Genomic DNA, 26,302 nt, shown 5'->3' on the forward strand with positions numbered 1-26,302 from the left:
AAGAGGAGGAACTAAACATGCTACGTGCTGCGATCAACCATGTACAGTTTGCTGCTAGGGGCAAGTCTGCGAGATCTCGCCAACGGGGGACTCATATCCTGATTGTGATTCTGGGAGGTATTCTGGCCTCTATTGGGTTGGAGCTTTTCCTGATACCGAATAAAATTGTCGTTGGAGGCATGACAGGGATTTCAGCGCTTTTGTCCCATATGACGGAAATGCGGATTGGGTTACTGCTGTTCTTATTTAATTTGCCATTCATTGTTATTGCTTACCGTCATATACGTTTGGAGTTTACGATCATGACTCTGCTTGGGATCATCGTACTTTCGCTAAGCTCGATCGTTCTCTATCCTGTACCGGCATTATTGGACAACAGCTTGTCGGCTGCGGTATGTGGTGGTTTGTGCTTGGGTTTGGGGATCGGCATGGTTGTCCGCTACGGGGGCACCTTGGATACCCTGGAAATGAACGAAAGATATTTGGCCAGACATCGCGGGTTGTTGTCTCCAGAGAACGTGATCATGATGATGAACTGCGGCATCTTAACAGTGGCGGGATTCATATTCGGTTGGCAGCAGGCGATGTACTCCATTATTGCCTATATACTGGCGTTTGAAATGCTGCATGTTTCGATTCGTGGCATTCATGGGCTGCTTCCTTACCGAACGTTATGCATCATGAGCAGACGCGGTGAAGAAATTGAACGGGCAATCCAACTCCGGTTCCGTAAGATTGATGATCCTGTAGAGCTGAAAGTAAGCAGTGTAAGCCCGGCTCAAGGGACTGGCGCACAACCTATGTGGGAGCCAGCCACACGACCTCCCCAATTTCTGATGTATACCGTGCATTTCCTGGATGTGATGAGGTTGAAGGCGATTATCAAAAATATCGATCCAGCTGCCAGTATCGCGGTTGGTGCTGGCCGAGTTAACCAAGCGGGTAACGTCATGAAGAAAGTGGACAATAAACAGTAAATAAAGCACATACTCATCAGGATAGCTTGGATAGATAACCAGGTAAACCGAGCGGGAGCACTTTTTCTGGACACAGACAATTGGCTGAAGCCAGAAAAGGTCTTCCTGCGTTCACTGTATTCATTGCAGCCAACCACACCTATTTGTTTACAGTTGCATAAAATAATTGACTCCGCTATAATCAATCTCAATACGTTGAAGGAGAGAATACCTATGTCTATGTATACATGTTGGATCTCACAACTTCATCATCACAAGCGGCGTTAGCACACCTGTTACAATAACAGGGAGGGCTAGCGCTAATCGCGTTGGCCTCCCTGCGACATACAAGGCGCGCGGGACCAGAGGTCCTGCGCGTTTTTTTGTTTTCTTTTCCATAAACGAATGAAGGAGATGTGATTCCTGTATGCAAAATGTAAAAGGAACGTTTGATTATGTAGGTGCAGAGCAGGCACTTCGCAAAAAGGTGCAGTCGGTTATTGAAACCAACTTTGAGCTGTATGACTTTGATTCCATGGAAACCCCCGTTTTAAACGAGCAGGAGCTGCTGGCATCCAAATATGCCGGAGGCGATGAAATCCTCAAAGAAATGTATCAATTGAGTGATCAGGGGAATCGGCAGCTGGGACTCCGCTATGATCTCACGATTCCCTTTGCCAAGGTAGTCGCTTTGAACCCGGGACTTGAAATCCCTTTTAAAAGGTATGAGATCGGCAAAGTATTCCGGGATGGTCCCGTCAAACGGGGACGGCTGCGTGAATTTATTCAGTGTGATGCAGACGTAGTTGGTATTCAGGGACCGGAGGCAGAGGCGGAGCTGATGCAGCTTGCGGCAACGGTTTTTCGGCAATTGGGCATGGAGGTGGTGATTACCTGGAACAATCGGCAGTTTCTGAGTGAGCTGCTGGCTCGTTTGGGGGTGACTTCTGGGGATGAACGATTATCAGTGATGCTGACATTGGATAAAATCGCCAAGATGGGTCGAGAAGGCGTTCAGGCAGAGTTGAGCACCAAGGGCTTGGATGACGGTGTCACACGTAACATCATCGGATTGATCAGTATGGATAACTCAACCTTGGGGCAGCTTACCGCACAATTTGACCTCGGGTCCAGCCGCGGTGCGGAGGAGGCTGCTGCGCTTCAAGCTCTTATTGATGAGACCGGATTGGGTAGCAGCTGCAGATTTGACCCTTTTTTATCACGGGGTTTATCGTTTTATACAGGTACAGTGTATGAGATTTTTGATAAAACCGGTTTGTATGGGTCCAGCCTCGGTAGTGGTGGACGTTATGATGATATTATCGGGCACCTTGTCGGCAGGGAGGATCTTCGTTATCCGGCTGTAGGTCTCTCCTTTGGCATGGAATCGATTATGGAACTGCTGCTGGAAAAGGAAATGCCTATCGCACCCAGTTATGTGCTCGTCTTGCCTTTAGGAAAGGAGCAAACATCTCTTGCCCTGCAAGCAGCCACGAAGCTGCGGTCCGCAGAGATTCGTACTCGCGTGGATGCCAGCGGGCGTAAGCTGAAAAAGTCGCTCACCTCCGCAGCGTCCAAAGGAATCCGGTACGTCATTTTGATAGGTGAGGATGAGGCGGTCCAAGGTCAGGTTCGTTTAAAGGATATGAGGGAAATGACCGAGAGCACCATGCCGATTGAAACGGCTGTCCTGACGATTCGGGATGTATAGTTTATGGCTGACAGCTGAGTCTGCCAGTACTAAGTAATTCGCAGTAAGGACGCCTTTTCAGCACTATCCGGTACGTTGGGTATGCTCGATGCAGCTCGAAAATCGATAAGACTGGGGAGTTTATTGCTCGGAGAAGGGGACGTGGTATAATGGATGGAGTTTATTAACAAGTGGAGTGACATAGATGAGAATTAATAAATTTATTAGTGAAACAGGCTTTTGCTCGCGTCGTGCCGTTGACAAATTGGTTGAAGAGCAGCGTGTGACGATCAACGGCAAGCTGGCTGAGCTGGGTAGTCAGGTCCAAGATGGAGATCAGGTATGTGTGGACGGGCGTCCAGTGCTTGCCAAGAAGCCGCCTGTGTATATCGCCTTGAACAAGCCGGTTGGGATTACGTGTACGACAGAGCTGCATATCAAGGGCAATATCGTCGATTTTGTCGGGCATCCGGAACGTATTTTTCCAATCGGTCGGCTGGATAAGGATTCGGAAGGCCTGATACTGCTTACGAATGATGGGGACATCGTCAACAAAATTTTGCGTGCAGAAAACGATCACGAAAAAGAGTATATCGTGACAGTAGACAAGCCGATCAGCTCGATGTTCTTACAAGGAATGGCTGGTGGCGTAAGGATTCTTGGCACCATGACGAATCCTTGCACTATAGACCAACTGGAGACAAGAACCTTCAGGATTATATTGAAGCAGGGCTTGAATCGACAAATTCGCCGGATGTGCTCGGCATTAGGCTATGAGGTTAGAAAATTAAAACGAGTTCGGATTATGAACATCCTGCTTGAAGGGATCGGGGTTGGGCAGTGGCGTGACCTAACGAATCAGGAAATGGATGAGCTGCTGCAGCGTATCGCCTACGACCGAAAATAAATGTTTATTTAGCAATAGGCAGTTCGGTGCATACAGCTAGTCGTTTATAACCGCATCATTTACAAATTGCTGTTGAATTTATAGCCGACACCGCGCACTGTTTGTACGTAAGTAGGCTCAGCCGGATTGGGTTCAATTTTCTTGCGGAGGTTGCTAATATGTACAAGCAGTGTTCGGGTATCGCCGTTGCTGTCCATACCCCATGTTTTTTTATAAAGATGCTCAATCGGGATGACTTTATTCGGCTTTTTGGCTAGCAGCGCCAGCAAATCGAATTCCTTGGATGATATGGGTGCGAGCGTCCCGCTTGTCCATACATTGCGGGTCAGCAGATCAATTTCGAGACCGGGAAAGCATAGCTGTTGTGAATCCTCCTGTTGCTGATCGGATAGCTGCTTGCGCCGCAGATGAGCCTTGACACGGGCTACCAGTTGGCTGGGACTGAAGGGCTTGGTCATATAATCGTCACCACCGGTGCCGAGACCGAGGATAATGTCGGCATCTTCTTTTTTACAGGAGATGAATAAAATCGGGACGTTGCTCGTCTGGCGAAGCTGTCGACAAATTTCGATACCATCCATACCCGGCAGCAAAATATCCAATATAATCAGGTCCGGAGCGAACTGCTCCATATACTCAAATACGCTTGGGCCATTGTGCGTGCTTTGTACTTTATAGCCTTCTTTGATCAAGTACATTTGTATTAACTCAACGATTTCCGGCTCGTCATCGACGAGTAAAATTTTTTCTCCTGCCATAAGATCCTCCTTGTGTACGTCGAAGCTGCCCTTCTGTGATTTTCAAAATTTTACGGAAAGTAAGTGGTATGGATTCCCAGATATTATCTTTATTATATATGGACTCTTGTCCTTTGTGCCATCCTTTTATTAAGTACAAGCGGCTGTGAGGCTGACAAGTCTTCATCGTCTTCCAGGACTGTGAGTGGGTGGGAGGCTGTTCAAGGCGTACAAAATTTACGTGAGTGGAGTTTTGGCAATAATGGTATTGCTACGTTAAACGGGCAATGGGAATTTTATTGGGATCAGCTGCTGAATCCCAAGCAAATCGCCGCACTGCAAGATCAGGAACGGCTTAGACAGTGGATCAACCTGCCGCAGGCATGGAACGGACAGGAGGTGGATGGAAAGCGGATATCCGGAATGGGGGTTGCAACCTTCCATCTTGAGGTACAGCTGAATCCGTCCTCCCGTGTGCTTGCCGTGGAGCTGCCGATGATCCGTACCGCTTATCGAATGTGGATTAATGGGCAATTCGTCGCTTACGGTGGCAGGGTAGGTCTCGATCGTGACACTTCAACTCCGGTTAATTACCCGCAGCTTGTGCTTTTTCCCCAGGCAGGTGCGGATAAGCTGGATATCGTGATTCAGGTATCGAACTTTGACCATCGGTATGGCGGCATTGAGAGTGAACTGATGTTAGGTGAAGCCAGGCAAATGGTAGGCTTTCATGATCGGCTGATGGGCCTCGATATGCTGCTGGTCGGCAGCCTGCTCTTAATGGGATTTTATAATTTGGGTCTTTTTTTGATCCGCATGAAGGAAAAAAGCCCCTTATATTTGGGTTTGTTTTGTTTATTGGTTGGTATCCACACGATGTTGGTGGGCGAAGGAGCCATGTTTAAGCTGTTCCCCCGGCTGAATTGGGTGACAAGCATGCGTTTGGAATATGTGTGCTTTTATTTAAGCACGGCTGCCGCACTCGTATTTTGTTATTCATTATATCGCAAGGAAACCAGCAGGGCTATTGTGCAATTTACCCTTTATAGCTGTGCCCTGTTTACAGTCGCTACTTTGCTGGCGCCTCCATATGTGTTTACTTCTATGGTTATGGTTTATCAATGGTTAAACGCTGCCGTGTGTGTGTGTCTGATTATTACTTTAATTAGAGCTTTTGCGGCAAAAAGAGAAGGCGCCCGCCTCATTTTATCGGGTGTCATCATCTATATGATCATGGCGGTGATAGATGCGGCTGAGTACGATCAATGGATCGGTTTTGGGGGCATTTCACCGGTGGGCCTGTTCTGTGTTATTTTTATGGCTTCCTTTGTAATCAGTATGAAGTCGGTTCAGGCGTTTGCTTCCGTAGAAACCTTATCCCGTGAGCTTCGCGATCTGAACATGCGGCTGGAGTACCGGATCAAGGAGCGAACTGCCGAGCTGGAGCAGTCGAATTTGACCTTGGCCCGGACGAATGAAGATCTGGCACGGCTCGAAACGTCACGCCGTCATCTCTTAAGCAACATTTCACATGACCTGGGCACACCGATGACGCTGATTCAAGGCTATGTAGAGGCATTGATTGATCGTGTTGTGGTTGGAACGGAGCAGCAGGACAAATATTTGAAGCTGATTCTGAGTCGGATTCTGGGCTTGAATCGATTGATTACCGACTTGTTCCAGCTCTCCAAGCTGGAGGCGCGGCAAATTGACTTTTATATGCAGGAGCTGACTATAGCGCAGTTTGTCACTTATTTTAGTGAACGTTATGTCGTAGAGGTCCATAACGCGGGTTTGCAATTCGAGTTCCGGTCAACCGGCACGAACGGGCCAGAGCTGCCGTCGAGAGTGTTAATGATCGATGTGAATCGGATGGATCAGGTGTTTACGAATCTGGTGCATAACGCTATTAAGCACACATCGACCGGGGGTTTGATTCAAATGCTGCTGCAGGAGAATGAGCATGACCTTATGCTGAAGGTGCAGGATACCGGAAGCGGAATCGAGCAGGATGATTTGCCGTATGTGTTTGACCGTTTTTACAAAAAAGACAAGTCTCGCAATTCTGCAGCGGGCGGCAGCGGCTTGGGGCTTGCGATTGCCAAGGAAATCGTTGAATTTCATGGGGGCAGCATCTGGGCGGAGAGCCTGCCTGGACATGGCGCGCAAATTTGCCTGGTGCTGCCGCTGAGAGAAGTGGATCCCGCGAACGCGCGCTCTCCCGATGATACCTACTAGCTGAATAATGCTGGCTGGAGCAGGTTCAAATGCCTTTGCGGATTACAGCCGTTTCATGGCATCTCGGTAATCGGTTGGCGACATCCCGTACAGCCGCTTGAATTGCTTGGAGAAATAGAGTGGGTCCTGGAAGCCGACAGAGGATGCAATCTGCTCGACAGTGAGCTCCTTGCGTTCGCGCAGCAGCAGACGAGCCTTGTCAATTCGCAGCCGCAGCAAAAAGGTGACTGGTGTCAGGCCCGTATGCTTCTTGAACAATGTCGACAAATAAGCTCGATTGTAGCCAAGCGTCTCTGCCATCAGTTCGATCGTTATCGGCTCTGCATATTGGCTGGATAAGTAATGAAGTGCCTGCTGGGCGATCTGCTCGCCACTGCCGGTTAAATGAAGATCGTTTTGCTGCTTGGGCTGTAGTGCCTGTGCATATTCGGCCAGCAGCAGATGGAGATACCCGACTGCTTTCAGACCGGCGTGAGGCACTCTGGCTTGGAAGGCGGCCTGCACTTGATGATAAATGACTGAGATATGACGCTTGCCGCCGGTATGGACTATCGGCTGTTGTGAGGACAGCCCAATGCTCTCCAGCAATTGAGCAGCTTGACTCCCTTCAAAGGCCAGCCAGCGGTAATGCCAAGGTTCTGCTTCATCTGCCACGTAGCTGATCAGTTTACCGGGCTCAATCAGGAAGCTGTCGCCCTGTCCAAGCTGGTATGTATGGCCCTGACAGGTGTAGGTGCCGCAGCCTGATTGGATGTAGTGCAGCAGGTAATAGTCCACCACCTTCGGTCCCGGCTTATGTCCTGGCTTGGTTTGACTGCTGCCGGTGAACAGCACAGCCAAATTGTCCTGCTCCGATGGCTGTGGATTGGAGACAACATAGTAGCTTTCCGTGCGTTTGATTTCATTGGTCATGCGGATATCCCTCGTTTCATGGTGCTGCTGAATATGCCTGCGCTAGTTTTTATTTTACAATAGTTTGCTCATCCAATGCATTAACACGCACAAAAATCTAACATTTTTCCATGCCCTGCTAACATCCCTCCATAGTGAAAAAGAAAGCGCAGACGTATACTAAAGAGGAAGCAGACAGCAGTGAACCAACAATTACTCATTATGATACAGGCGGTGTAATGATGGCAGACCTACAAGCATTGAAACGTACATTTGTTGAAAAATTCGGTGAAGACGATGAAGCTATCCGAGTATTTCATGCTCCTGGTAGAGTTAATCTCATAGGTGAGCATACGGATTATAACGGCGGTTACGTATTTCCCGCTGCACTTACTTTCGGCACGACGATGCTGGTTCGCAAAAGACAGGATGCACAGCTCGGGTTTGCGTCAACGAATTTCCCTGAACACAAACATATTTCCATTCAAGGTATCGTATTCGACAAGGCAGACGACTGGATCAACTATCCGAAGGGGATTATTGACCAATTGCAGCAGCAGGGAATTGAGCTTGGCGGCTATGATATTTTATATAGCGGTGCAATCCCGAATGGCTCTGGCCTATCCTCATCCGCCTCGATTGAGGTTGTTACAGCGTATGCATTGTTAACACTGGAAGGCCAACCGACGGATAAAGTGAAGATCGCGCTGCTGGCCCAGAGAGCTGAAAATCAATTTATGGGTGTGAACTGTGGTATTATGGATCAATTTGCCGTAGCTATGGGTAAACAGGATCACGCCATTCTGTTAATGTGCGATACGCTGGAGTACAAGCATGTACCGTTTGACAGTGGTGCCTATAAGCTGGTTATCGGAAACACGAACAAAAAACGTGGGCTTGTCGATTCAGCGTATAACGAAAGGCGCTCTCAATGCGAACAGGCGGTTGCGGATCTGCAAGGTCAGTTCCCACAGCTGACGCTGCTCGGTCAACTGACGCTGGAGCAATTCAATGAGTACCAGCACCTGATTACCGATGAAACCGTACGCAGACGTGCGCAGCATGTTGTTGAAGAAATTGATCGTGTTCTGGAATCGATGAAAGTGCTGGAGAAGGGTGATTTGGAAGCCTTTGGGCAGCTGATGATTGGCTCCCACAATTCGCTTCGCGATCTTTATGAAGTTACCGGTCTTGAACTGGATACGATGGTCGAGGAAGCTTTGAAGGTGCCAGGGGTGCTCGGTTCAAGAATGACCGGGGCGGGCTTCGGCGGTTGTACAGTTTCTCTTGTGCATGAGGATAGCGTGGATACCTTCATTGACCAGGTAGGCACGAATTATAAGGAAAAAACCGGATTGACCGCCGATTTCTACGTATGTACGATCGGCGATGGCGTTAAGGAAATTACGGAGTGATGAATCAACAGCGATCGTAGGAATACTTCGTCCGCACAGTGGATCGCATTCATCTGCCCTTAGAGGATAATTTTTTCACTTAATATTAAGGAGGAACTACAATGGCGATATTAGTAACAGGCGGAGCCGGATACATCGGGTCTCATGCCGTAGCCGAGCTGCTTGCCCGTAACGAAGACGTAGTCGTGGTCGACAATTTGCAGCAGGGACACCGGGAGGCGGTGCTGGGCGGCAAGCTGTATGAAGGAGATATTCGTGACGCAGCGTTTATGGATACTGTGTTCCAGGACAATCAGATCGAGGCCGTCATCCACTTCGCCGCTCATTCTTTAGTGGGTGAAAGCATGCAGAACCCGGCAAAATATTACCAAAACAATGTATTCGGTACATTATGTCTGCTTGAAAAAATGAACGAGTACGGCGTCAAAAAAATCGTCTTTTCCTCGACTGCGGCAACCTACGGAGAGCCGGAAAATGTACCTATCCTCGAAAGCGACCGTACCCTTCCTACGAATGCGTACGGTGAGACGAAGCTGGCTATGGAAAAAATGATGCGTTGGTTCGACACGGCGCATCAAATTAAATTTGTGTCACTGCGTTACTTTAACGCGGCTGGTGCTCATGCGAGTGGCCGAATTGGTGAGGACCATACGCCAGAGACGCATCTGATACCGATCATTTTGCAGGTAGCTCTAGGCCAACGTCCACATATTTCGATATTTGGCGATGATTACGCTACCTCCGATGGTACGTGTATCCGTGATTACATTCATGTAACCGACTTGGCTGACGCCCACATATTGGCGGTAGAAAAGCTGCGCAATGGCGGAGAGAGCAGCGTGTATAATCTTGGTAATGGTACAGGATTCTCGGTTAAGGAAGTCATCGATATTGCTCGTGAAGTGACCGGTCACCCGATTCCGGCTGTTGTCGAAGCGCGTCGTTCTGGTGATCCGGCTGCGCTTGTAGCCTCATCAGAGCGCGCACGGGCAGAGCTCGGTTGGAAGCCAAAGCACGACCAACTGAAGCAGATCATTGAAACAGCATGGACTTGGCATCAAAACCATCCTGGCGGCTACGCGAAATAAAGTCGGCATAGAGAAACAGGAGGAAACAGACTGTGGAAGAACAGATTCAAGTAAAACAAGGAACTAAACAAGATGTTCAAGCGGTGGCTTATGCAGTGGAGCAGCTGCTTGGATTTGGTGTCAAGCAGGGGCTATTGGAGCCGCTCGATTGCTATGATGCGCGTAATTCACTGCTGGAGCTGCTGCGTCTTGATGAGCCGTACAGCGGCGAAGTGGAGCCTACGACGACTACCAAAGTCGTTGAGCTGCTGGAGCCGCTCCTGGATTATGCAGCCGCTTTTGGAATTATAGCGGATAACAACACGACGCTGCGCGATCTGCTGGATGCCCGCATCATGGGTTTTCTGATGCCACGCCAATCGCAGGTGGCAAGTGCCTTCTGGAAGACAGCCAAGCTGAGTAGCGTCACGCAGGCAACAGACGCTTTTTACAAACAATGTATCGATTCCAACTATATTCGTGTGGACCGTATTGCCCGCAATCAATATTGGCTATCGCCAACCGATTATGGGGATCTGGAAATTACGATTAATTTGTCCAAACCGGAGAAGGACCCGAAGGAAATTGCGATGCTCAAAAATGTGCCGCAAAGTGATTATCCGAAGTGCCTGCTTTGTATCGATAATGTCGGTTATCCTGGAAGGCTGAATCATCCGGCCCGTCAAAATTTGCGTGTGATTCCGCTCAAGCTCGACGGAGACCCTTGGTACTTTCAGTACTCGCCCTATGTGTATTACAATGAGCACAGCATTATTTTCGATCAAGAGCACCGGCCTATGAAAATGTCGATGGCGACCTTTTACCGACTGTTTGACTTTATTGATCAATTTCCTCATTACTTTATTGGTTCCAATGCGGACTTACCGATTGTTGGAGGCTCTATTCTGAACCATGATCATTTTCAGGGAGGCAGACATCGGTTTGCGATGGAAAAAGCGCCGGTCGAGCACAGCTTCACCCATCCCGAATACCCTAACGTGCGGCTCGGAATCGTGAAATGGCCCATGTCAGTGATCCGCATATCCGGTCATAACAAGCTGCTGCTGCTTAAGCTGGCAGATACGATTCTGAACGAATGGAAGGCTTACAGCGATCCGAATCATGACATTATTGCCTTTACAGAAACCGAACAAGCAGATAACCCGATTCCCCATAATACGGTGACGCCCATCGCACGAAATAATGAGCGCAACGAATATGAGCTTGATCTGGTGCTCCGCAATAACAGAACCAGTGACGAGCATCCGGACGGAATCTTCCATCCCCACAAGGAGCTTCATCATGTCAAAAAAGAAAATATCGGGTTAATCGAAGTGATGGGACTCGCTGTACTGCCGGGACGTCTCCAGGATGAGCTCGCACTGTTGGAACAAGTATTGACTGGTGAGCTTGATTTTGATGAACAGATTACTGAAAATCCAGAGCATTTGCTGCATAAACATTGCGCTTGGATTCGTGAATTGCTGGAGGCTCATGGAACGGCGATGCAGGCAGATGCAGCCAGGCAGGTGCTGAAAGCGGCGGTCGGCGACAAGTTCGCAGCAGTGCTGAGGGATGCAGGGGTATATAAGTGTGACGAAGCTGGATTGAAGGGTTTCAAGGCCTTCCTTGCGACGTTAGGTTTTCAATGATAATAGCGCAGTGTACCCGACCTGAAGAGGTTGGGTGCTTTTTTTTGTACTTTTCCACATATTACACAGGTTTTGAGTTTTTTTGACCTCATTTACGGTATTTTACCTCACAAACTACACGAAAATACATATATAATTGGTTGAAAATAGGAAATAGGTCTCACATCTATTCAAGTGATGTGTTATAATTGTTAACACTTAAGTCGCGTAGATTTCAAAGGATGGGGGAGAGGCTTATGTTTGATTGGCTGGGATTTAAAAATGGTTTGCCGCTCTGGTGGTCCTATCGATTGAATCGGGAGTTAAAAGCGGATGTGGAGGATATATTTGAAGGCATAGCTCACACGCGTAAAGAGCTGTTAACAAGCTGGACAGTCGAATATTGGTCTCATATGGAACGGTTGCTGGAGCAAATGGAGCTTATAGATGAGGATCGGACCAAGTCTGTGGAGCGATGGGCTTTGTCGATGGACAAGCTGTTTGCGGCAGCTCGCAGCAGAGCGATGGATTTATCTGAAATCTTTTTGCTGGACGAGCAAGCAACTGTCGTATTTTCATCACACTCCGCACATACAGGTATCCGATATGGTACAAGCAGCGTGATTTCGGCAGGTCTTGAATATACGCATGCAGGCAGCAAATGTCTATATGGACCGTTTGCTGATCCGTTGACCTTGGAAATCGGTCCAAGTACCTCTGCTTTTCATGACAAAATGACACTCTTGTATATCGTCCCCATCATCAAGGGAGGGATTTGGAAGGGAGCGCTTTGTGGCAGAGTTCCCAATGATGTAATCGGCGACCTGATACAGCGGGAATCGGGACATGTCTACCCGGATTCAGGTGATAATTACATATTTATGGCTCGTCCAGGTCTGAATAAACGGATCGCACCGGGTACGGCGCTGTCTCGAAGCCGTTTTGAGGACCGGACGTTTACCCATGGGGAGAACTTGAAGGATGGCGTTACGACGAATTGGGGCACCGTGTCGGTTAAGGAGCATACGGAGCTGGAAATTATGTTCACGGATCCGGCCACAGGCAAGCTGCATCCCGGAGTGGCCAATACGATCGCCAATGGCAGCAATTTGTTCGTCGCTTTCCCTGGTTACTCTGACTATCGGCACATCCCTGTCATAGGAAAAGGAGTGACCTTTCAGCTCCCGCATTGTCCGGATGTGTGGGGGATGATGTGTGAAGGCGATTTGGAGGAAGTTTACCGAATTCGCAGTGTTCGCTGGAAAATGATCCGACTGCAGGTACCCCTGCTTATTGGATATGCAGCTCTGTCGACAGTACTGATAACCCTGTTATTTGGACAGCTGCCGACGCTGGCTGCTGCTGGTATTATGGCCGTGTTTAACTTATTGTACGGTTGTATCGTCATGGCTACGCTGCACAGGAAGGCGGCAAGTCCAGTCGTGGATAATTTGCAAAAAATCAGCCAATTTATTCGCATCAACGCAGAGGGTAAAGGTGATCTGACACAACGGCTCGACCATGGGCAATTTGCGCATGATGAGACCAAGGAGCTGGCGATGTGGATCAATAACATGATCGACTCATTGGAGGGGATCATGCTGCAGGTGAAACGAGCTGCCACGGAGGTGCTATCAAGTCAGCAGGTGCTGCATCAATCGACCGTCAGTACGGAAGGCTCGACCGAGCGGATGAGCGGGATTATTCATGACATGATACGAAGTATCCGCCGCCAGCTGAAAGATATCGATATTGCCAAGGATGTTGTCGGGGATATGCAGGGAACCTTACGGGCACTGGAGCTCAAAGCATCCGAGCAAATTACTGTTGCTCACACGGAAGTAGAGCGAATCGGCGAAAAGATGGGACAAATCTCCAATAAAGTAGCAGAAACGAACCGGACTATTGTGACGTTCATGGAAACGACGCAGCAAATTCGCAGCGTTTTGCAGGTCATTGAGGAAATTTCCAGCCAAACCAATCTGCTGTCGCTGAATGCTTCTATAGAAGCGGCTCGAGTAGGGGAGCACGGCAAGGGGTTCGCGGTTGTGGCCGGTGAAATTCGTAAGCTGGCGGATCGAACGCGCCAATCTACAGAAGAGATTAATGAAACGGTTCAGCTCATATACAAAAATGCGAAGGAAGCCTTTGCCTCGATGGAGGAAGGTACGCTGGTAGTACAAGAAGGTACGCAGCTTGTCGCGGCAGCTTCGCAAATATTGAGTGGAGCCAATGCTGAGGATGAGCAAAAAACACAGGTAGTCGATGAAGTGGTAGGTCTAATGGAGAAAATCGCCAACGTCAGCATGGAAAATCGCAAAATATCGACCGAAGTGGAAGGTAAGGTTCAGGAGCTGTTGATGGATATTGTCAACGTTCGCCATACCTCTAACTATGTGGAGGTCATTACCGATTTCCTGCAGCAGCTGGTTAATCAATTTCGACTTACAGAAACTCGACGTAAATAGGGTAATAATGGATAGATTTATAAGATACGCGGGCATGCCGCTTATTCCTGACAATCGGGATAAGCAGGCATGCTTTTTTTACGAGAAGGCAAATGTAAAGTAATACAAATCGAGATGAAAATTTTGTTAATTTAATGTTATGTATATTGACATAATTTAGCTCTAGGCGTATGATAATCTGTATAAACCTGTTAAACATTCGGATATAAGTGATTTATCTATCTTTATATGTTATTTATTCTATCATATATTAAGAATTTGAGAGGGGGAACTGATTTTGCAGTCCTTCAAGACTTGCAAAATCGGGACATCACATGACGCTAGCCAATCGGTCTCACCCTACTCCGTATCCGCTGGAGTCCTTTTACGATGAGATGTTTCAGCATGAATCTGCAGTGCGTTCCCACTACTCACAAGCGTTTAATTGCTTCTCGCGTATGAATGGGGATGAGCTCGCCGCCAGGCAGAAGGCGATGGATCGGCGCATGCTGGAGGAAGGAATCACATTTACGCTGTATCAGCCAGAGCAAACCCTTCCGCTTGAACGGACCATTCCATTTGATATGATTCCGCGGATTATCCCGAGCGATGAATGGGCTGTTCTGGAAAAAGGATTGCTGCAAAGGGTTAAGGCGCTGAATATGTTCCTTTATGATATGTATCATAAGCAGGAGATTATAGCAGACGGCATCATTCCTCGGAAAATGATTGTGACGAATCGATATTTTCGGCCGGAAATGATGAATGTGGATGTACCTGGAGGCGTATATATCACGACATCCGGGATTGACCTGATTCGTAATGCTGATGGCGGCTATTACGTACTGGAGGATAATTTACGTTCGCCCTCGGGCTTCTCTTATTTATACAAAAGCCGTTCCGTGATGAACCAGCTGTTCCCTGAACTGGCTTTCTCTTCATCGATCAGGGATGTGGAGCACAGCCTGAATCATTTTCTGTCTTCCTTACGCAGCTTGGCCCCATCCCACAAGGCAGACCCGGTTATTGCCTTATTAACGCCTGGTGAATTTAATTCCGCTTATTACGAGCACACCTTCCTTGCACAGCAGATGGGTATTCATCTTGTAGAGGGACGTGATCTGGTTTCGATTGATCACAAAATTTACATTCGCAGCATGAAGGGCTTGCAACAGGTGGATGTGCTCTACCGGCGTATTGACGACGATTATCTCGACCCGCTAGCTTTTCAGGCTGATTCTGTGCTTGGAGTCGCTGGTATTATGAATGCTTACCGTGCAGGTAATATTGCCATCGCGAATGCGCCTGGAACGGGCATAGCTGATGACAAGGCGATCTATATTTATGTGCCGGACATGATTCGCTACTATTTAAATGAAGAGCCGATTTTATCCAATGTACCTACGTATTTGCTGGATCGTCCCGACGAGAGGGCTTATGTGCTTGATCGGCTGCATGAGATGGTAGTGAAGGAGACATCGCTGTCCGGCGGTTATGGGATGCTGATCGGGCCTTCTGCCAGTGAGCAGGAGCTTGCCGCATTTACCGAACAAATCAAACGTGACCCCGGTCGTTATATTGCACAGCCGACGATGCAGCTCTCCCGTGCACCTGTCATGCTCGACGGCAGGATGGTACCGCGTCATATCGATTTACGTGCATTCGTGTTGGTGGGCAGCAACAGCACCCATATTATTCCTGGGGGACTGACGAGAGTTGCATTAAAGGAAGGCTCATTGGTTGTGAACTCGTCGCAAGGAGGAGGCTGCAAGGATACCTGGGTACTCTCTTAGTGTAAGATCAAAAGGGAACTTTTTGAACAGCCTCTCTTAACAAATAGACAAGGATGAAAGGTGATGTCTATGCTCAATCGTAATGCAGAAGCTTTATTTTGGGTAGGCCGTTATGTAGAAAGGGCGGAGAACCACGCTCGGTTGATCGACGTGCATTATCACATTCAACAAACTGCAGACTTTCAGGATGAGGAGCATAAGTGGGCAAGGCTCATTGATGCACTTGGTGCGCGTTATGCGTATGAGCAGCAATTTGAGGCCTTTACCGAAAAAGATGTGCTATCCTTTATCACCTTGGATCGAGGCTACCCGAATTCTTTATTTTCTTGTGTCGCCCAATCGAGAAATAATTTGCGCACTCTGCGGGAGAAGCTGCCGAGCGAGATGTGGGATGTGCTTAATGCATTTTACTTGTGGCTCGGCGAAAAGCAGGTGGACGATATTATGAAAGATTCACCCCATGTTTTTTATAGACAAATTAAAGAGCGCATGGCGATGTTCCAAGGTGTTGAGCATTCCGTCATGCAGCGGCAAAATGAATGGCATTTCATCGAAAGCGGACGATTGCTGGAACGAACGGAGAATACGGTTCGTATTCTGCAATCAGTGACAGGCACCCTATCGGTTGAGGCCGCTTCGCCATACCCCAGTATGCTGGCTGTGCTGAAATCAGTGAGCGGCTATCAAGCCTTTCGGCGATTTTACGCAGATGGCATGTCAGAGCGGCATATTATGGAATTTATGATTAACAGCGTCAGCTTTCCGCGATCGATTCAATTTTCTTTTACAGAGCTGGAGCAGCACTTGAAGGGCATCCAGCTGGAAGGTTACGGACAGCACCTTCCTCATGAGAAAGCGATCCGTCAGGTTGGCAAGCTGAAGGCAGAGTTGGCTTGTCTGGATGACGAGGATTTTGTGCCTGAGCGGGTATCCGCTATTTTGGACCATTTAACGAGCTCCTGTCTGGCACTGGGAGGGACGATGGCGGCTGCCTTTTTTCAATTGGAGGAGGTCGGCGCATGAAGATCGAAATCAACCATGTCACTCGGTATTCGTACCTGGAGTCGGTCATGGACAGTGTCAATGAGCTGCGGTTGACGCCGCGGACCAATTATCGTCAATCCTGTTATCACCATGAGGTCAGCACGGAGCCCAGCGCTTCCCTGTTTACGTATGAGGATTACTTCGGTAATCGGGTTCATTCGTTCTCGATCAACAAGCCCCATAAGGAAATGGTGATCAAGACGAAGGCGATTGTAGTGACACAGGACCAAAGCTCGATCGCCAAGTTCGGATTGCCATATAAGGGACAGCTGGAGCTGCTGCAAGGTGATCATTTGCAAAACCGCTATATTGAGTTTTTGCAGCCGACCTCCTATACGGAAATTAACGAGGATCTTCTTGCTTATGCGACCCAATATCCCGTTGATGAGGAAGGGTTCTACGCATGGGCGATGTCCCTCATGTCAGGCATTAACAGTGATTTTATTTATGATCCTGATGCCACCAATGTCAATACACAGATCAGTGATACGCTTCGGCTGCGTCGTGGGGTATGTCAGGATTACACACATCTGATGATTGCGGTATGCCGCAGTATGGGGATTCCGGCCCGCTATGTGAGCGGCTATCATTTTGTCGGCGACCTGCAGGGCGGCAGCACTGATTTTGAGCAGGCTTCCCATGCTTGGGTCGAGGTACATGTGCCGGGAACAGGATGGCTGGGCTTCGATCCGACCAATAATGCGGAAGTGGATTGGCGTTATGTAAAGCTTGGGCATGGCCGCGATTACAAGGATATTGTTCCTGTGAAGGGTGTGTACCGTGGTACAGCTAAACAAAAGCTGAATGTTACGGTTGATGTGCGTCTATTGGAAGGGTAGGATCTCACACAGTCCAACGGATCCGTGGTGCAGCAATCCAATCGCATAGAAACTTGATAAAAGCCGCCCAGACGAATTGGTCCCGGGCGGTTTATTGATAGCCTTGGGCCTATGCATCCCCAATATGAATAAAGAATTGCCACTTTGTCCAATCTGCCTTACAATAGCTTTATAATGATGTCAGGAATGGTATCATTTAACTAACGCATGAGGCAGCAGGAGGTGAATGGCGTTGCTGCAAACCGATTCCTTTTTATTAGAAGAACATGAACTGAGACCTTTTTTTCAGCCCATTCTTTCCCTGCAAACCAGAAAAATTATAGGCTACGAGGCGCTCGGGCGCAGAGTTCAAGCTGGCCAAGTACATAGCCTAGGCCCATTTTTTCAAAACCCGGATATCGATGAAGAAACCCATTTACGGGTAGATCGGATGCTGCGGGAAAAAGCGATATCGACATTAGCGCAATCGGAAGGGGAATCTTTGTTATTTATCAATTTGAAGCCATCCTGGATTTATAAAATATATAAGAAGTCAGGTATACTTCCTACGCTGCAGCTGGTCGAAAAGTACGGCCTGGATCCATCGCGTGTGGTGATCGAGGTAACGGAGGAAGAATTTCACGGAAAGCTCGATGAGTTATCGGAAATTATTGATGTGTACCGCAAGCAAGGCTGTCGGATTGCTATTGATGATATCGGTAGCGGTTACAGCAACTATGACAGGATAGCTTCCTTTAAACCGAACATATTGAAGATCGACTTGAAGCTGTTAAAAAAAAGCGGCCTTCATGTCGGATATAGAGCGTTATTAAATTCATTCTCCATTTTGTCTTCACAAATGGGTTCTTCGCTGCTCATCGAAGGTGTGGAAACGAAGCAGGATTTATACCATTCGTTAAAGGCTGGTGCCAGATACGTGCAAGGCTTTTTGTTTTCTGAAGCCCGTGCCGACTTTCAGCCTGTTGATGCTTACGAGACGCTGTTGAAGGAAGAAATACGAATCTACACGGAGCACGAAATCACGCGATATCGCGAGCTGTTTGCCGTACAGGAAAGTCTGAATGATCTGGTAAATTCGGATATGATGATTTCATCGGCAGCCGACGCGGATGCGATGATTGGGAGCTTGCTAACGAATGTGAATGACAATGTGATGCGCATTTATATATGTCGCGAGGATGGATCACAGGTGTCGTCCAATTATACAAGACATGCGGAGGATGGGTGGCAGCGGGACGCGCAATTCCAAGGCTCTAACTGGATTTGGCGCCCGTACTTTATTCCCAATATGATGCGGATGAACAGCCAGCGTCAAGGTATGCTATCCCAGGTATATACCGATCTGGATACAGCGAGACTGATGCAAACCTTTTCTTGTCCTGTTGGAGATACTCATTATATTTTTCTGGATCTCAATGTGTAAGGAGGCAGGTGCCGAGAAGTCCGGTGAAAAAGTTCTACTGCACTCGATCTTCAGTGGACTTTTAGCCCTCCAGCCACTCGCTGCGCAGGGAAAATAGCTCCTTTAGATCGGTAGTCGACATTTCTGTAATCCATTGCTCGCCACTGCCGACGATTTGCTGGCTTAGCTCCTGCTTTTTCTCAATCATTTCATCGATTCGTTCTTCGAGAGTGCCGAGGGTGACGAATTTATGCACCTGTACATGACGGGTTTGGCCGATTCGGAAAGCCCGATCCGTCGCCTGGTTCTCAACAGCCGGATTCCACCAGCGGTCAAAATGAAACACATGATTCGCAGCAGTCAAATTCAGTCCGGTACCGCCTGCCTTCAGTGATAACAAGAAAATGCCCGGCTGTGCCTTCACCTCTTGTACATCACCTTGAAATTCGGCAATCATCCGGTCTCTGCCTGCTTTGGGCGTACCGCCATGAAGGAAAATGACAGGCTCCCCAAGCTCCTGCTCCAGTATACGTTGAAGCAGATGTCCCGTTTCCACGAACTGTGTAAAGATGAGGCATTTATCTCCCTCTTGACGCAGCTCCTGCACCATTTCGAGCAGACGCTCTACCTTATTGGAGCGCTGCTGCCAAGGTGAATTGGCTGCCTCTTTCAGCATGAGCGAGGGATGGTTGCAAATTTGCTTCAGCTTTGTTAAAGCTGCCAAAATTAATCCTCTTCGTTCCATCGCTGTTAAGCGGTCCAGTCTTTCAAACATATCCTTAATATAGTTCTCGTACAATATGCCTTGCTCCGCGGTAAGGGCAACGAAGGTTTTGTATTCGTTCTTGTCTGGTAAATCGAGCTGAATCGCCGGATCCTTCTTCACTCTGCGCAGCAGGAAGGGACGAATTAGCCGCTGCACCTTCTCTACCAGCTCGGGATCATTCGATTTTTCAATCGTGTTGACGTACCGCTGCGTGAAATCCCGAAGCGAACCGAGATAACCTGGATTCAGGAAGTCGAATATCGACCAGAGCTCGGTTAAGCGATTTTCGATGGGTGTTCCCGTCATGGCGATCCGATGACGACCTTTGAGAGAGCGAATAGAAGTCGCTTGCTTGGTGTAGGCATTTTTAATATTTTGAGCTTCGTCCAGGCAGATCGAATTCCATTCGAACTGTGTCAGCTCGGACTCATCCAAGTGAGACAATGTGTAGGTGGTCAGCACAAGATGATGGCCTTCGCAGGCAGCTTTAAACGCCATCCCCTTGGCCCGATTGGGACCGTAATGGAGATGGATTTTCAGCTTGGGTGCGAACCGCTGCAGCTCCTTTTGCCAATTGCCCAACACAGATGTTGGACAGATGAGTAAGGATGGCGTACGCTCGGTTGCTGTTTCGTCAGGGTTAACCACTGCCGAAGTGTCATGATTAGGTTCTAACTCTTCCATGTTGAGTAAATAAGTAATCATCTGGATCGTCTTCCCAAGCCCCATATCGTCGGCCAGACAGCCGCCCAACCCGATTTGGCGTAGGAAAAGCAGCCAGGACATGCCTTCTAGCTGGTAAGGACGAAGAGTCCCTTGAAACGAGGCCGGAGGTTCAATCAACGGCGGTCGTTTCGTGTGGTTGAGAAGCTGAGCCATTTCCTCCAGCTGCTCGTTCAGCTCAACCTCCATTTGCAGAGATCGCTGCAGCCCTAAATCTTCTTCACCTGCGGAGGAGCCGAGCAAATGCAGCTCCAGCACATCGCGCAGCGTGAGACCTTGCTTCTTGTGCACCTGCTTCATCACCTGCTCCAGCTGAGCAAGATGCGCCGGGTCCAATTGAACCCATTGGCCGCGAATTTGCACCAGTCTGCGCTTCTCAGCCAGCAGCTCGCGGAATTCCTCCTCGGTTAGCTCGATGTCGCCAAGGGCAATTTTCCAGTCGAACTGCATTAGCTGCTGCAGCCCAAACATCGCTTGCGGTGCTGTACCGACGGAAGATTTGATTTTGGCTTTAAGTCGTGGTCGAAAACGACGAATACGTTCCCACCAAGCAGGCAGAAAGACAGAATAACCGGCCTCCATCAGCCGCAGACTCCCCTTGGTCATCAGCTCCCAGGCTTCATCGGATGAGAGCTCGGTGCGTATGGCGCTGACTGATTCGTCTTGCTGCTGAAGCACAGGGACGATGCGCTGCCACTTGGCCAGGTCTCTTGCGGCTCTTGCCAGATGAGGCTGCCAAGCCTCGGGCAGCAGATCAAGTGTCGGTGGGAGTGCAGGCTGAACGGAATCAGCGACATGATCAGGTACAAGGCCGTCAGACGTTGCGCCGTTGGCAGTATCTGTAGCAGAGCTTATAGTTGAGCTTGGCGTTAAACTTGCTGTTATGCTCTCGGAGCCATTCTCGCTCCCGGTCGTCTCTTTGTCTTTGGCACTATCCCGACTGCTTTGTTGGATGTCATCTAAATTAGCTAAAGCCGTAGCATCAATTTCGTGCAGCAGATCTTTATTGGAGCGATCCTGCAAAATTACATGAACAGGCCAGGCACCCTGACCATGGATGGGCTCGCTTAGCTGCAGACAAGTACGAAAAGGAGTGCCGTCCGTCTGCCAGCCGATCGAAAAAAGCCAGTCCTCCTCATCCATCCACATGTCGGAGGGCAGCTTGCCGCGCAGCATCAGCGGATAGTTCTGCTCCAGCTGTAGAATGCTTTGGCGCAGAGCGCCATCCTCCAATCCCCATTCGGGGATGAGCTGATCAATCCATGCAGAAGCAAGCGGTGTTAACGCGGCTGCAGCTATCGTGTCCGGAAGGTCCAGCTTCCAGCTCAGCTCTCCAGCTTTCCATTTGGTGAAATCCGGCATACAGCGGCCCTGGACCAGCGCCTCCTTCACATGAGGGGCCAGACGCATAAGCTCGCGCAGATCCCGGTTCCATTCCAGCTTCGTATGGGAGACGGCGCTTGGACTACAGAAGTAGTCGAGCGCCGTCAGAGCAGGCAGATGCAGCCCCTCCATGTTCATAAACTCGGTGATCTCGATAAATGTTCCATAAAAGGAGGGCTGATGCCAGGCGAAGAGCAGATGCTTCAAGTCGTAAGCGTCACAAATACCGCCATTGGGACGCGCACCATACAAGAAGAAACCGGCAGGCGTCATGGGGCGGATATGAATGGTGATCGCAGAAGGTTCTATCATGGAATCCACTTCCCTTTCCGAAGCTCTTCTTGCAATGCGCGTAGACGGGAGTATCGCGTAGAGAGCAGATATATATATTCATCCCAGACCTGGGGCTTGCTGAGCTTCGTATAGTACGCTTGAAGTTTTTTTAAATATTTCATCGCGAGCTTATAGGAATTCCGGTTTTTCTCAGCAATGCAGCGTTCTACTGCCTGATGGTACAGAGGCAGCAGCAGTGAGGGGTTCTTCGCTTCCACCAGCTTCAAGTCCGCAGAGTACAGGTCGATGGGAGAGACGCGATTGGAAATTTGCAGATCGACCCATGACCTGAAGCGCTCTGATTTCATTAAATAGGAGGTGTAAAAATAGTAGGTTCGCGGCAGCAGTGCAACCATAACCTCAACCCATTCATTGTCATCGGGCTGGCGACTGACGGCTTCCATCCAATACGTGCAAAATATGCGCAATTCCTCCTGCTGCGCCCGCTGGATCGTTGGCAGCAGCCAGCGAAGCCAATCGAGCATGCGCTCCCATTGCTGCTCCTCATAAAATCGGTGTAAATACAAGAAGAAATCGCGTGCCTCTTTTTTGGCCAGCGGTGACAGCAGAGCTCTGGCATCTTCATCCCGCTGCTCCATGACCTGGAAATGCGCCAAAGCCATCAATATGGAATCGCGATTGCTGGGTTCGCTTTTCCCGGTCTGGCTGGCAGCGGACGCTTTGGCAGCCAACTGCTCCAGCCTCTTGCGTTCCTTGGCCAGCCGCTTCGGCTGGCCTTCAAGCTTCCACCATAGGCTGCGGTATACGACAAGCCATTGCATGGGAGAAGGGCTGCCATTGAGCGCAAGCTCACCGAGCAGAGCCAGGGTTTCATCGAGTGCCTCCGGATAACTGCTTGCGATTTGCTTGCAGTCCATCTGTGGCAGCAGCAAATCGAGCTGCTCCTGACAAAGCTTGGCGATGATCTTGCTGCCGGAATCCATATAGGAGGCCAGATAGGAGGTCTTGGAATCGAATATAAATTGTTCGACCTTACGCATCACAAATAACAGGACGTGCAGCTCGAATAATTGCCGTATGGAAGTCTCCCACTTATTTGCAATGGGTCGCAAAGAGTCCTGGGCAGCATGATAAAACAATTCAATTGAATTTTGCTGAGATAACGAATATCCATAAAATTGCTGGTCAAAGAAACGCTGCCACTGAACGGGCAGCTGGTCCGCTTGCGGGGTCTCCAGCCGATCGGCCTTTTTCTCAGCCTTGGTGGAGCCTGTGGCTGCCCGAGTCTGCTGCTGACGGCTTTTAACCAGAATCGCCTGTTTTAGCTGCTGCAGCAGGATCTCAGGTCTGGCATACGGCGCATAAAGCGCAAAAATAACCGCTGCCTTATGCTGACAGTATTTCCCCTTGGGGCAGGTGCAGGAGCTTTTGGCAAATTGTTCAAGATCCAGAATGACTTCATATAGCTCGGCACCATGGGCTTGAGCATGAATCTCCATACCGTGACGCAGCTCAATGTCCTTCACTCGCCCTTTGTGTACATACTGCCATCCGCGCTCCAGAGCCGACAGTTCGAAGTCCTGCTGCATCCGTTCTATTAAATAATTCAGTCGGTTTTTTGGAATTTGCAGCTTCAACATAAGAAACGTCCCGCCTCCGAACTTTTTGTCTATCCTTACAGTGTAACAGATTTTGAAACGAAATGCTTAATTTGGATATTTGCATGAAGAGCTTTTTTCGGGTTAAAATGTTTAGTAAGTATTTCCATGTGGTTGTGAACCCGAAGGAGTGGTAGAGGTGGGCATTAAATTTGGCCGTGAATACCCGGATATCATTAGTGATTTTACAGAGGCGCTGCTTAGCATCGATGAGTGCTACAGTTTTTTGGAGATGACAGCAGGGGAATGGGAGGAGCTCGAGCCTGAAGAGCAGCGGGCATGTATTCAGACCTTGGCCGACGATTTGTTTTATGGTCTGGGTACCGATCCCAAAATTCCTGTGGGCAGATGTACGCTGAGTCACGATAAGGAGAAACATGTCATCGTTATCTATCACGAAGAAACGCTAATTAATGTCATTTACTTAGTGTGAGAGGGTGGAGACGAATGAGCAAGCTGTCGGAGGAAGCGGTAACAGAAAGACTGGAAAAGGCGGAGGGGTGGAGCCGTGAGGATGGTAAATGGATATCCAAAAAGTATCGTTTCTCCCGATTCCTCGACGGTATTGCGTTTGTTCAGGAAGTGGCGAATATGGCCGAAAAGGAATTGAATCATCACCCTATGATCGCCATTGATTATAAGCTGGTAACACTGCGTCTGACTTCATGGAACGCAGGTGGATTAACGGAGCTGGATTTTACGGCTGCAGCTAGATTCGATACTGCCTTCGAGATGGGGACTATGGGCCAGGCAACATAACAAGCATGATCTTGGTTCAAATCCTGTATAGCACGCTAATGTGCGATTATGTTTTTCTTGGCTTCCATACCATACAGTAAAATAATTCCTTGCCTGTAGGTGTCGTCTTCGTATACGTATCGGTCTGTTCATAACCTGCTTGCTGATACACCCGATAAGCACGAACATTCCAGGCGAGCACTTCCAGATCAATCTCGTTGGCTGGTGTTCTTCTTCTGGCTTCGGCCGTAATGGCTTGAACAAAAGCGACGCCGTGACCTTGTCCACATAATTCGGGACGCATGCCCAGTCCGATTCGGGTAACCCCTACTATAGGGAAAAATTGTACAAAGCCCCACATCAGGCCGTTTTTGTCTACGATGGCACGGTACTGTTCCTCTCGAAGCTGCTCATCCGCAAATTCATCCTGCTGAGCAAGCATGGTCTCCCAGGAAGGCCAGTTGTACGTATGGTAAGGCATGGGATAAGACCAGGTACATATATCATGGCAATGGGCTTCGGTTAAGGGAATGAACTGAAACATGGGTGCAATATGAGCGACCATAGAGAGCCTCCTTCGATGTACCTGAGCACATCATGTTTATCGTATAGGGTCACTCCATTTTAACCGCATTCCTGCGAGCTGTCGACTTAAGGCGTTGCGTAGTGGACCTGCTTGATTAATAGTATGGTAATATTTGACTATATAATGGTAAGATGAAGACAAAGACAAATAAAGGAAGTGTAAGAGGATGCAGCATATCGTTGCTCAGGATTGGTTGTTTGAGCATGGAACGGACGAACAGATCGTTATTGTAGATTGCCGGTTTACTCTCGGTCAACCCGAAGCGGGACGCCTTGCCTATGGCATCGATCATATTCCTGGAGCCGTCTATCTGGATCTGGAGCAGGATTTATCCGCTCCCAAGGGCGAGCATGGTGGCAGACACCCGCTGCCTAATTGGGAAGATTTTATGCACCGGCTTGGTGAGGTTGGTATTGATTCGGAATCGACAGTTATCGCTTATGATGATCAGGGCGGAGCAATGGCTTCCCGCTTATGGTGGATGCTGCAGGCTTTGGGACATTCGAAGGTATATGTATTGGAAGGAACCTTCTCGATGTGGAAGCAAGCGGGCTACCCGGTTACCGATGAACCTCCGGCGATGCATGCAACGATCTACGAAGGGAAGCTGCAAGAGGGATTTCTGCTTCAGATGGAGGATGTCAAAAATCGTATAGGTCGTCCGGGTACGGTGCTGGTTGATTCACGTGAGAAACCAAGATACCTTGGGCTCGAAGAAGCGATTGACCCTGTTGCCGGACATATCCCGGGAGCGAAGTCTTACTTCTGGAAGCAGGGCCTGAATGCTCAGGGCGGCTGGAAGGATGCTGCCGCTCAAAAAGAACGATTCGCCGATCTTGCGTCTGCAGATGAGATTATCGTGTACTGCGGATCGGGAGTGACAGCCTGCCCTAATGTTCTGGCGCTTAAGGAAGCAGGGTTCTCTAATGTGCTGCTGTATTCGGGCTCATGGAGTGACTGGATCAGCTATGAGGGGAACAAGGTAGCGACAGGAGAAGAGTAACAACCAAGGGGGCGCACGGAAGGTGGGCTTAGGGACTGTGACAGGCTGCGAATTAAGCGGTCTGCTGCAGTCCCTTCTGTGTTTTTTGCAGCAG

Annotated in this window: 20 protein-coding genes; 15 read left to right on the forward strand and 5 right to left on the reverse strand. The window is 49.0% G+C overall.

What is annotated here, in order from left to right:
- Positions 1-17 precede the first annotated feature (17 nt).
- The 3 genes from NST47_RS02755 to rluF all read left to right on the forward strand — a co-directional run bounded on the left by NST47_RS02755 (position 18) and on the right by rluF (position 3,553).
- Complete coding sequence (locus NST47_RS02755) at positions 18-977, forward strand: YitT family protein (RefSeq protein ID WP_341153848.1); 960 nt, start codon at positions 18-20, stop codon at positions 975-977.
- 406 nt (positions 978-1,383) lie between these two features.
- The gene (locus NST47_RS02760; RefSeq protein ID WP_341153849.1) at positions 1,384-2,667 is read left to right on the forward strand and encodes a histidine--tRNA ligase; all 1,284 of its coding nucleotides are present in this window, start codon (positions 1,384-1,386) and stop codon (positions 2,665-2,667) included.
- 184 nt (positions 2,668-2,851) lie between these two features.
- Positions 2,852-3,553 carry a 23S rRNA pseudouridine(2604) synthase RluF gene (gene rluF, locus NST47_RS02765; RefSeq protein WP_341153850.1) on the forward strand — a complete coding sequence of 234 codons (702 nt, stop codon included), beginning with the start codon at positions 2,852-2,854 and terminating at the stop codon, positions 3,551-3,553.
- 59 nt (positions 3,554-3,612) lie between these two features.
- Here rluF and NST47_RS02770 read toward each other — a convergent pair whose 3' ends face one another.
- Positions 3,613-4,311 carry a response regulator transcription factor gene (locus tag NST47_RS02770; RefSeq protein WP_341153851.1) on the reverse strand — a complete coding sequence of 233 codons (699 nt, stop codon included), beginning with the start codon at positions 4,309-4,311 and terminating at the stop codon, positions 3,613-3,615.
- A 180-nt stretch (positions 4,312-4,491) separates the two neighbouring features.
- Here NST47_RS02770 and NST47_RS02775 point away from each other — a divergent pair, with 180 nt between their 5' ends.
- Positions 4,492-6,528 carry a sensor histidine kinase gene (locus tag NST47_RS02775; RefSeq protein WP_341153852.1) on the forward strand — a complete coding sequence of 679 codons (2,037 nt, stop codon included), beginning with the start codon at positions 4,492-4,494 and terminating at the stop codon, positions 6,526-6,528.
- Positions 6,529-6,570: 42 nt separating this feature from the next.
- On the opposite strand, the gene NST47_RS02780 is transcribed toward NST47_RS02775, so the two are convergent.
- On the reverse strand, positions 6,571-7,440 hold the full coding sequence (locus NST47_RS02780) for an AraC family transcriptional regulator (protein WP_341153853.1): 870 nt from the start codon (positions 7,438-7,440) through the stop codon (positions 6,571-6,573).
- 221 nt (positions 7,441-7,661) lie between these two features.
- Between NST47_RS02780 and NST47_RS02785 the strand changes: the two genes are divergently transcribed.
- From NST47_RS02785 to NST47_RS02820, 8 genes are all read left to right on the forward strand, one after another.
- Positions 7,662-8,834, forward strand: coding sequence for a galactokinase (locus tag NST47_RS02785; protein WP_341153854.1), 1,173 nt, complete (start codon positions 7,662-7,664; stop codon positions 8,832-8,834).
- A gap of 101 nt (positions 8,835-8,935) precedes the next feature.
- The gene (gene galE, locus NST47_RS02790) at positions 8,936-9,922 is read left to right on the forward strand and encodes a UDP-glucose 4-epimerase GalE (RefSeq protein ID WP_341153855.1); all 987 of its coding nucleotides are present in this window, start codon (positions 8,936-8,938) and stop codon (positions 9,920-9,922) included.
- A gap of 32 nt (positions 9,923-9,954) precedes the next feature.
- A complete protein-coding gene (locus tag NST47_RS02795; RefSeq protein ID WP_341153856.1) occupies positions 9,955-11,553 on the forward strand; it encodes a UDP-glucose--hexose-1-phosphate uridylyltransferase in 1,599 nt (532 codons plus the stop codon).
- Positions 11,554-11,789: 236 nt separating this feature from the next.
- Complete coding sequence (locus NST47_RS02800; RefSeq protein WP_341153857.1) at positions 11,790-14,000, forward strand: methyl-accepting chemotaxis protein; 2,211 nt, start codon at positions 11,790-11,792, stop codon at positions 13,998-14,000.
- 314 nt (positions 14,001-14,314) lie between these two features.
- A complete protein-coding gene (locus tag NST47_RS02805) occupies positions 14,315-15,772 on the forward strand; it encodes a circularly permuted type 2 ATP-grasp protein (protein ID WP_341153858.1) in 1,458 nt (485 codons plus the stop codon).
- A gap of 63 nt (positions 15,773-15,835) precedes the next feature.
- Entirely contained in the window at positions 15,836-16,795 is a 960-nt protein-coding gene (locus NST47_RS02810; RefSeq protein ID WP_341153859.1) for an alpha-E domain-containing protein, read from the forward strand.
- Entirely contained in the window at positions 16,792-17,655 is an 864-nt protein-coding gene (locus tag NST47_RS02815) for a transglutaminase family protein (RefSeq protein WP_341153860.1), read from the forward strand. The genes NST47_RS02810 and NST47_RS02815 overlap by 4 nt, the downstream gene beginning before the upstream one ends.
- Before the next feature lie 232 nt (positions 17,656-17,887).
- On the forward strand, positions 17,888-19,078 hold the full coding sequence (locus tag NST47_RS02820) for an EAL domain-containing protein (RefSeq protein ID WP_341153861.1): 1,191 nt from the start codon (positions 17,888-17,890) through the stop codon (positions 19,076-19,078).
- A 61-nt stretch (positions 19,079-19,139) separates the two neighbouring features.
- On the opposite strand, the gene NST47_RS02825 is transcribed toward NST47_RS02820, so the two are convergent.
- Both NST47_RS02825 and NST47_RS02830 read right to left on the reverse strand, forming a co-directional pair.
- A complete protein-coding gene (locus NST47_RS02825) occupies positions 19,140-22,241 on the reverse strand; it encodes a DEAD/DEAH box helicase (protein WP_341153862.1) in 3,102 nt (1,033 codons plus the stop codon).
- Positions 22,238-23,863, reverse strand: coding sequence for an SWIM zinc finger family protein (locus tag NST47_RS02830; RefSeq protein ID WP_341153863.1), 1,626 nt, complete (start codon positions 23,861-23,863; stop codon positions 22,238-22,240). Before NST47_RS02830 ends, NST47_RS02825 begins: the two co-directional genes overlap by 4 nt.
- Positions 23,864-24,020: 157 nt before the next feature.
- Between NST47_RS02830 and NST47_RS02835 the strand changes: the two genes are divergently transcribed.
- Together NST47_RS02835 and NST47_RS02840 are read left to right on the forward strand one after the other, a co-directional pair.
- The gene (locus NST47_RS02835) at positions 24,021-24,314 is read left to right on the forward strand and encodes a hypothetical protein (protein WP_262687993.1); all 294 of its coding nucleotides are present in this window, start codon (positions 24,021-24,023) and stop codon (positions 24,312-24,314) included.
- A gap of 14 nt (positions 24,315-24,328) precedes the next feature.
- The gene (locus NST47_RS02840; RefSeq protein ID WP_341153864.1) at positions 24,329-24,640 is read left to right on the forward strand and encodes a 4a-hydroxytetrahydrobiopterin dehydratase; all 312 of its coding nucleotides are present in this window, start codon (positions 24,329-24,331) and stop codon (positions 24,638-24,640) included.
- A 46-nt stretch (positions 24,641-24,686) separates the two neighbouring features.
- Here the strand turns inward: NST47_RS02840 and NST47_RS02845 are convergent, their stop codons facing one another.
- Complete coding sequence (locus tag NST47_RS02845) at positions 24,687-25,184, reverse strand: GNAT family N-acetyltransferase (protein ID WP_341153865.1); 498 nt, start codon at positions 25,182-25,184, stop codon at positions 24,687-24,689.
- 187 nt (positions 25,185-25,371) lie between these two features.
- Between NST47_RS02845 and NST47_RS02850 the strand changes: the two genes are divergently transcribed.
- Positions 25,372-26,208: a sulfurtransferase gene (locus NST47_RS02850; RefSeq protein ID WP_341153866.1), complete on the forward strand. Its 837-nt coding sequence runs from the start codon at positions 25,372-25,374 to the stop codon at positions 26,206-26,208.
- Positions 26,209-26,302: the final 94 nt, after the last annotated feature.

It is taken from the genome of Paenibacillus sp. FSL H8-0034 (assembly GCF_038000305.1).
GTDB lineage: Bacteria > Bacillota > Bacilli > Paenibacillales > NBRC-103111 > Paenibacillus_S.

Excerpts from the sequence above, each read along its gene's own strand:
- NST47_RS02840 (WP_341153864.1), top strand. The coding sequence starts at position 24,329 with ATGAGCAAGCTGTCGGAGGAAGCGGTAACAGAAAGACTGGAAAAGGCG.
- NST47_RS02845 (WP_341153865.1), bottom strand. The coding sequence starts at position 25,184 with ATGGTCGCTCATATTGCACCCATGTTTCAGTTCATTCCCTTAACCGAA.
- NST47_RS02815 (WP_341153860.1), top strand. The coding sequence starts at position 16,792 with ATGAAGATCGAAATCAACCATGTCACTCGGTATTCGTACCTGGAGTCG.
- NST47_RS02825 (WP_341153862.1), bottom strand. The coding sequence starts at position 22,241 with ATGATAGAACCTTCTGCGATCACCATTCATATCCGCCCCATGACGCCT.
- NST47_RS02810 (WP_341153859.1), top strand. The coding sequence starts at position 15,836 with ATGTCTATGCTCAATCGTAATGCAGAAGCTTTATTTTGGGTAGGCCGT.
- NST47_RS02800 (WP_341153857.1), top strand. The coding sequence starts at position 11,790 with ATGTTTGATTGGCTGGGATTTAAAAATGGTTTGCCGCTCTGGTGGTCC.
- NST47_RS02770 (WP_341153851.1), bottom strand. The coding sequence starts at position 4,311 with ATGGCAGGAGAAAAAATTTTACTCGTCGATGACGAGCCGGAAATCGTT.
- rluF (WP_341153850.1), top strand. The coding sequence starts at position 2,852 with ATGAGAATTAATAAATTTATTAGTGAAACAGGCTTTTGCTCGCGTCGT.
- NST47_RS02830 (WP_341153863.1), bottom strand. The coding sequence starts at position 23,863 with ATGTTGAAGCTGCAAATTCCAAAAAACCGACTGAATTATTTAATAGAA.
- NST47_RS02785 (WP_341153854.1), top strand. The coding sequence starts at position 7,662 with ATGGCAGACCTACAAGCATTGAAACGTACATTTGTTGAAAAATTCGGT.
- NST47_RS02805 (WP_341153858.1), top strand. The coding sequence starts at position 14,315 with ATGACGCTAGCCAATCGGTCTCACCCTACTCCGTATCCGCTGGAGTCC.
- NST47_RS02760 (WP_341153849.1), top strand. The coding sequence starts at position 1,384 with ATGCAAAATGTAAAAGGAACGTTTGATTATGTAGGTGCAGAGCAGGCA.
- NST47_RS02755 (WP_341153848.1), top strand. The coding sequence starts at position 18 with ATGCTACGTGCTGCGATCAACCATGTACAGTTTGCTGCTAGGGGCAAG.
- NST47_RS02850 (WP_341153866.1), top strand. The coding sequence starts at position 25,372 with ATGCAGCATATCGTTGCTCAGGATTGGTTGTTTGAGCATGGAACGGAC.
- NST47_RS02780 (WP_341153853.1), bottom strand. The coding sequence starts at position 7,440 with ATGACCAATGAAATCAAACGCACGGAAAGCTACTATGTTGTCTCCAAT.
- galE (WP_341153855.1), top strand. The coding sequence starts at position 8,936 with ATGGCGATATTAGTAACAGGCGGAGCCGGATACATCGGGTCTCATGCC.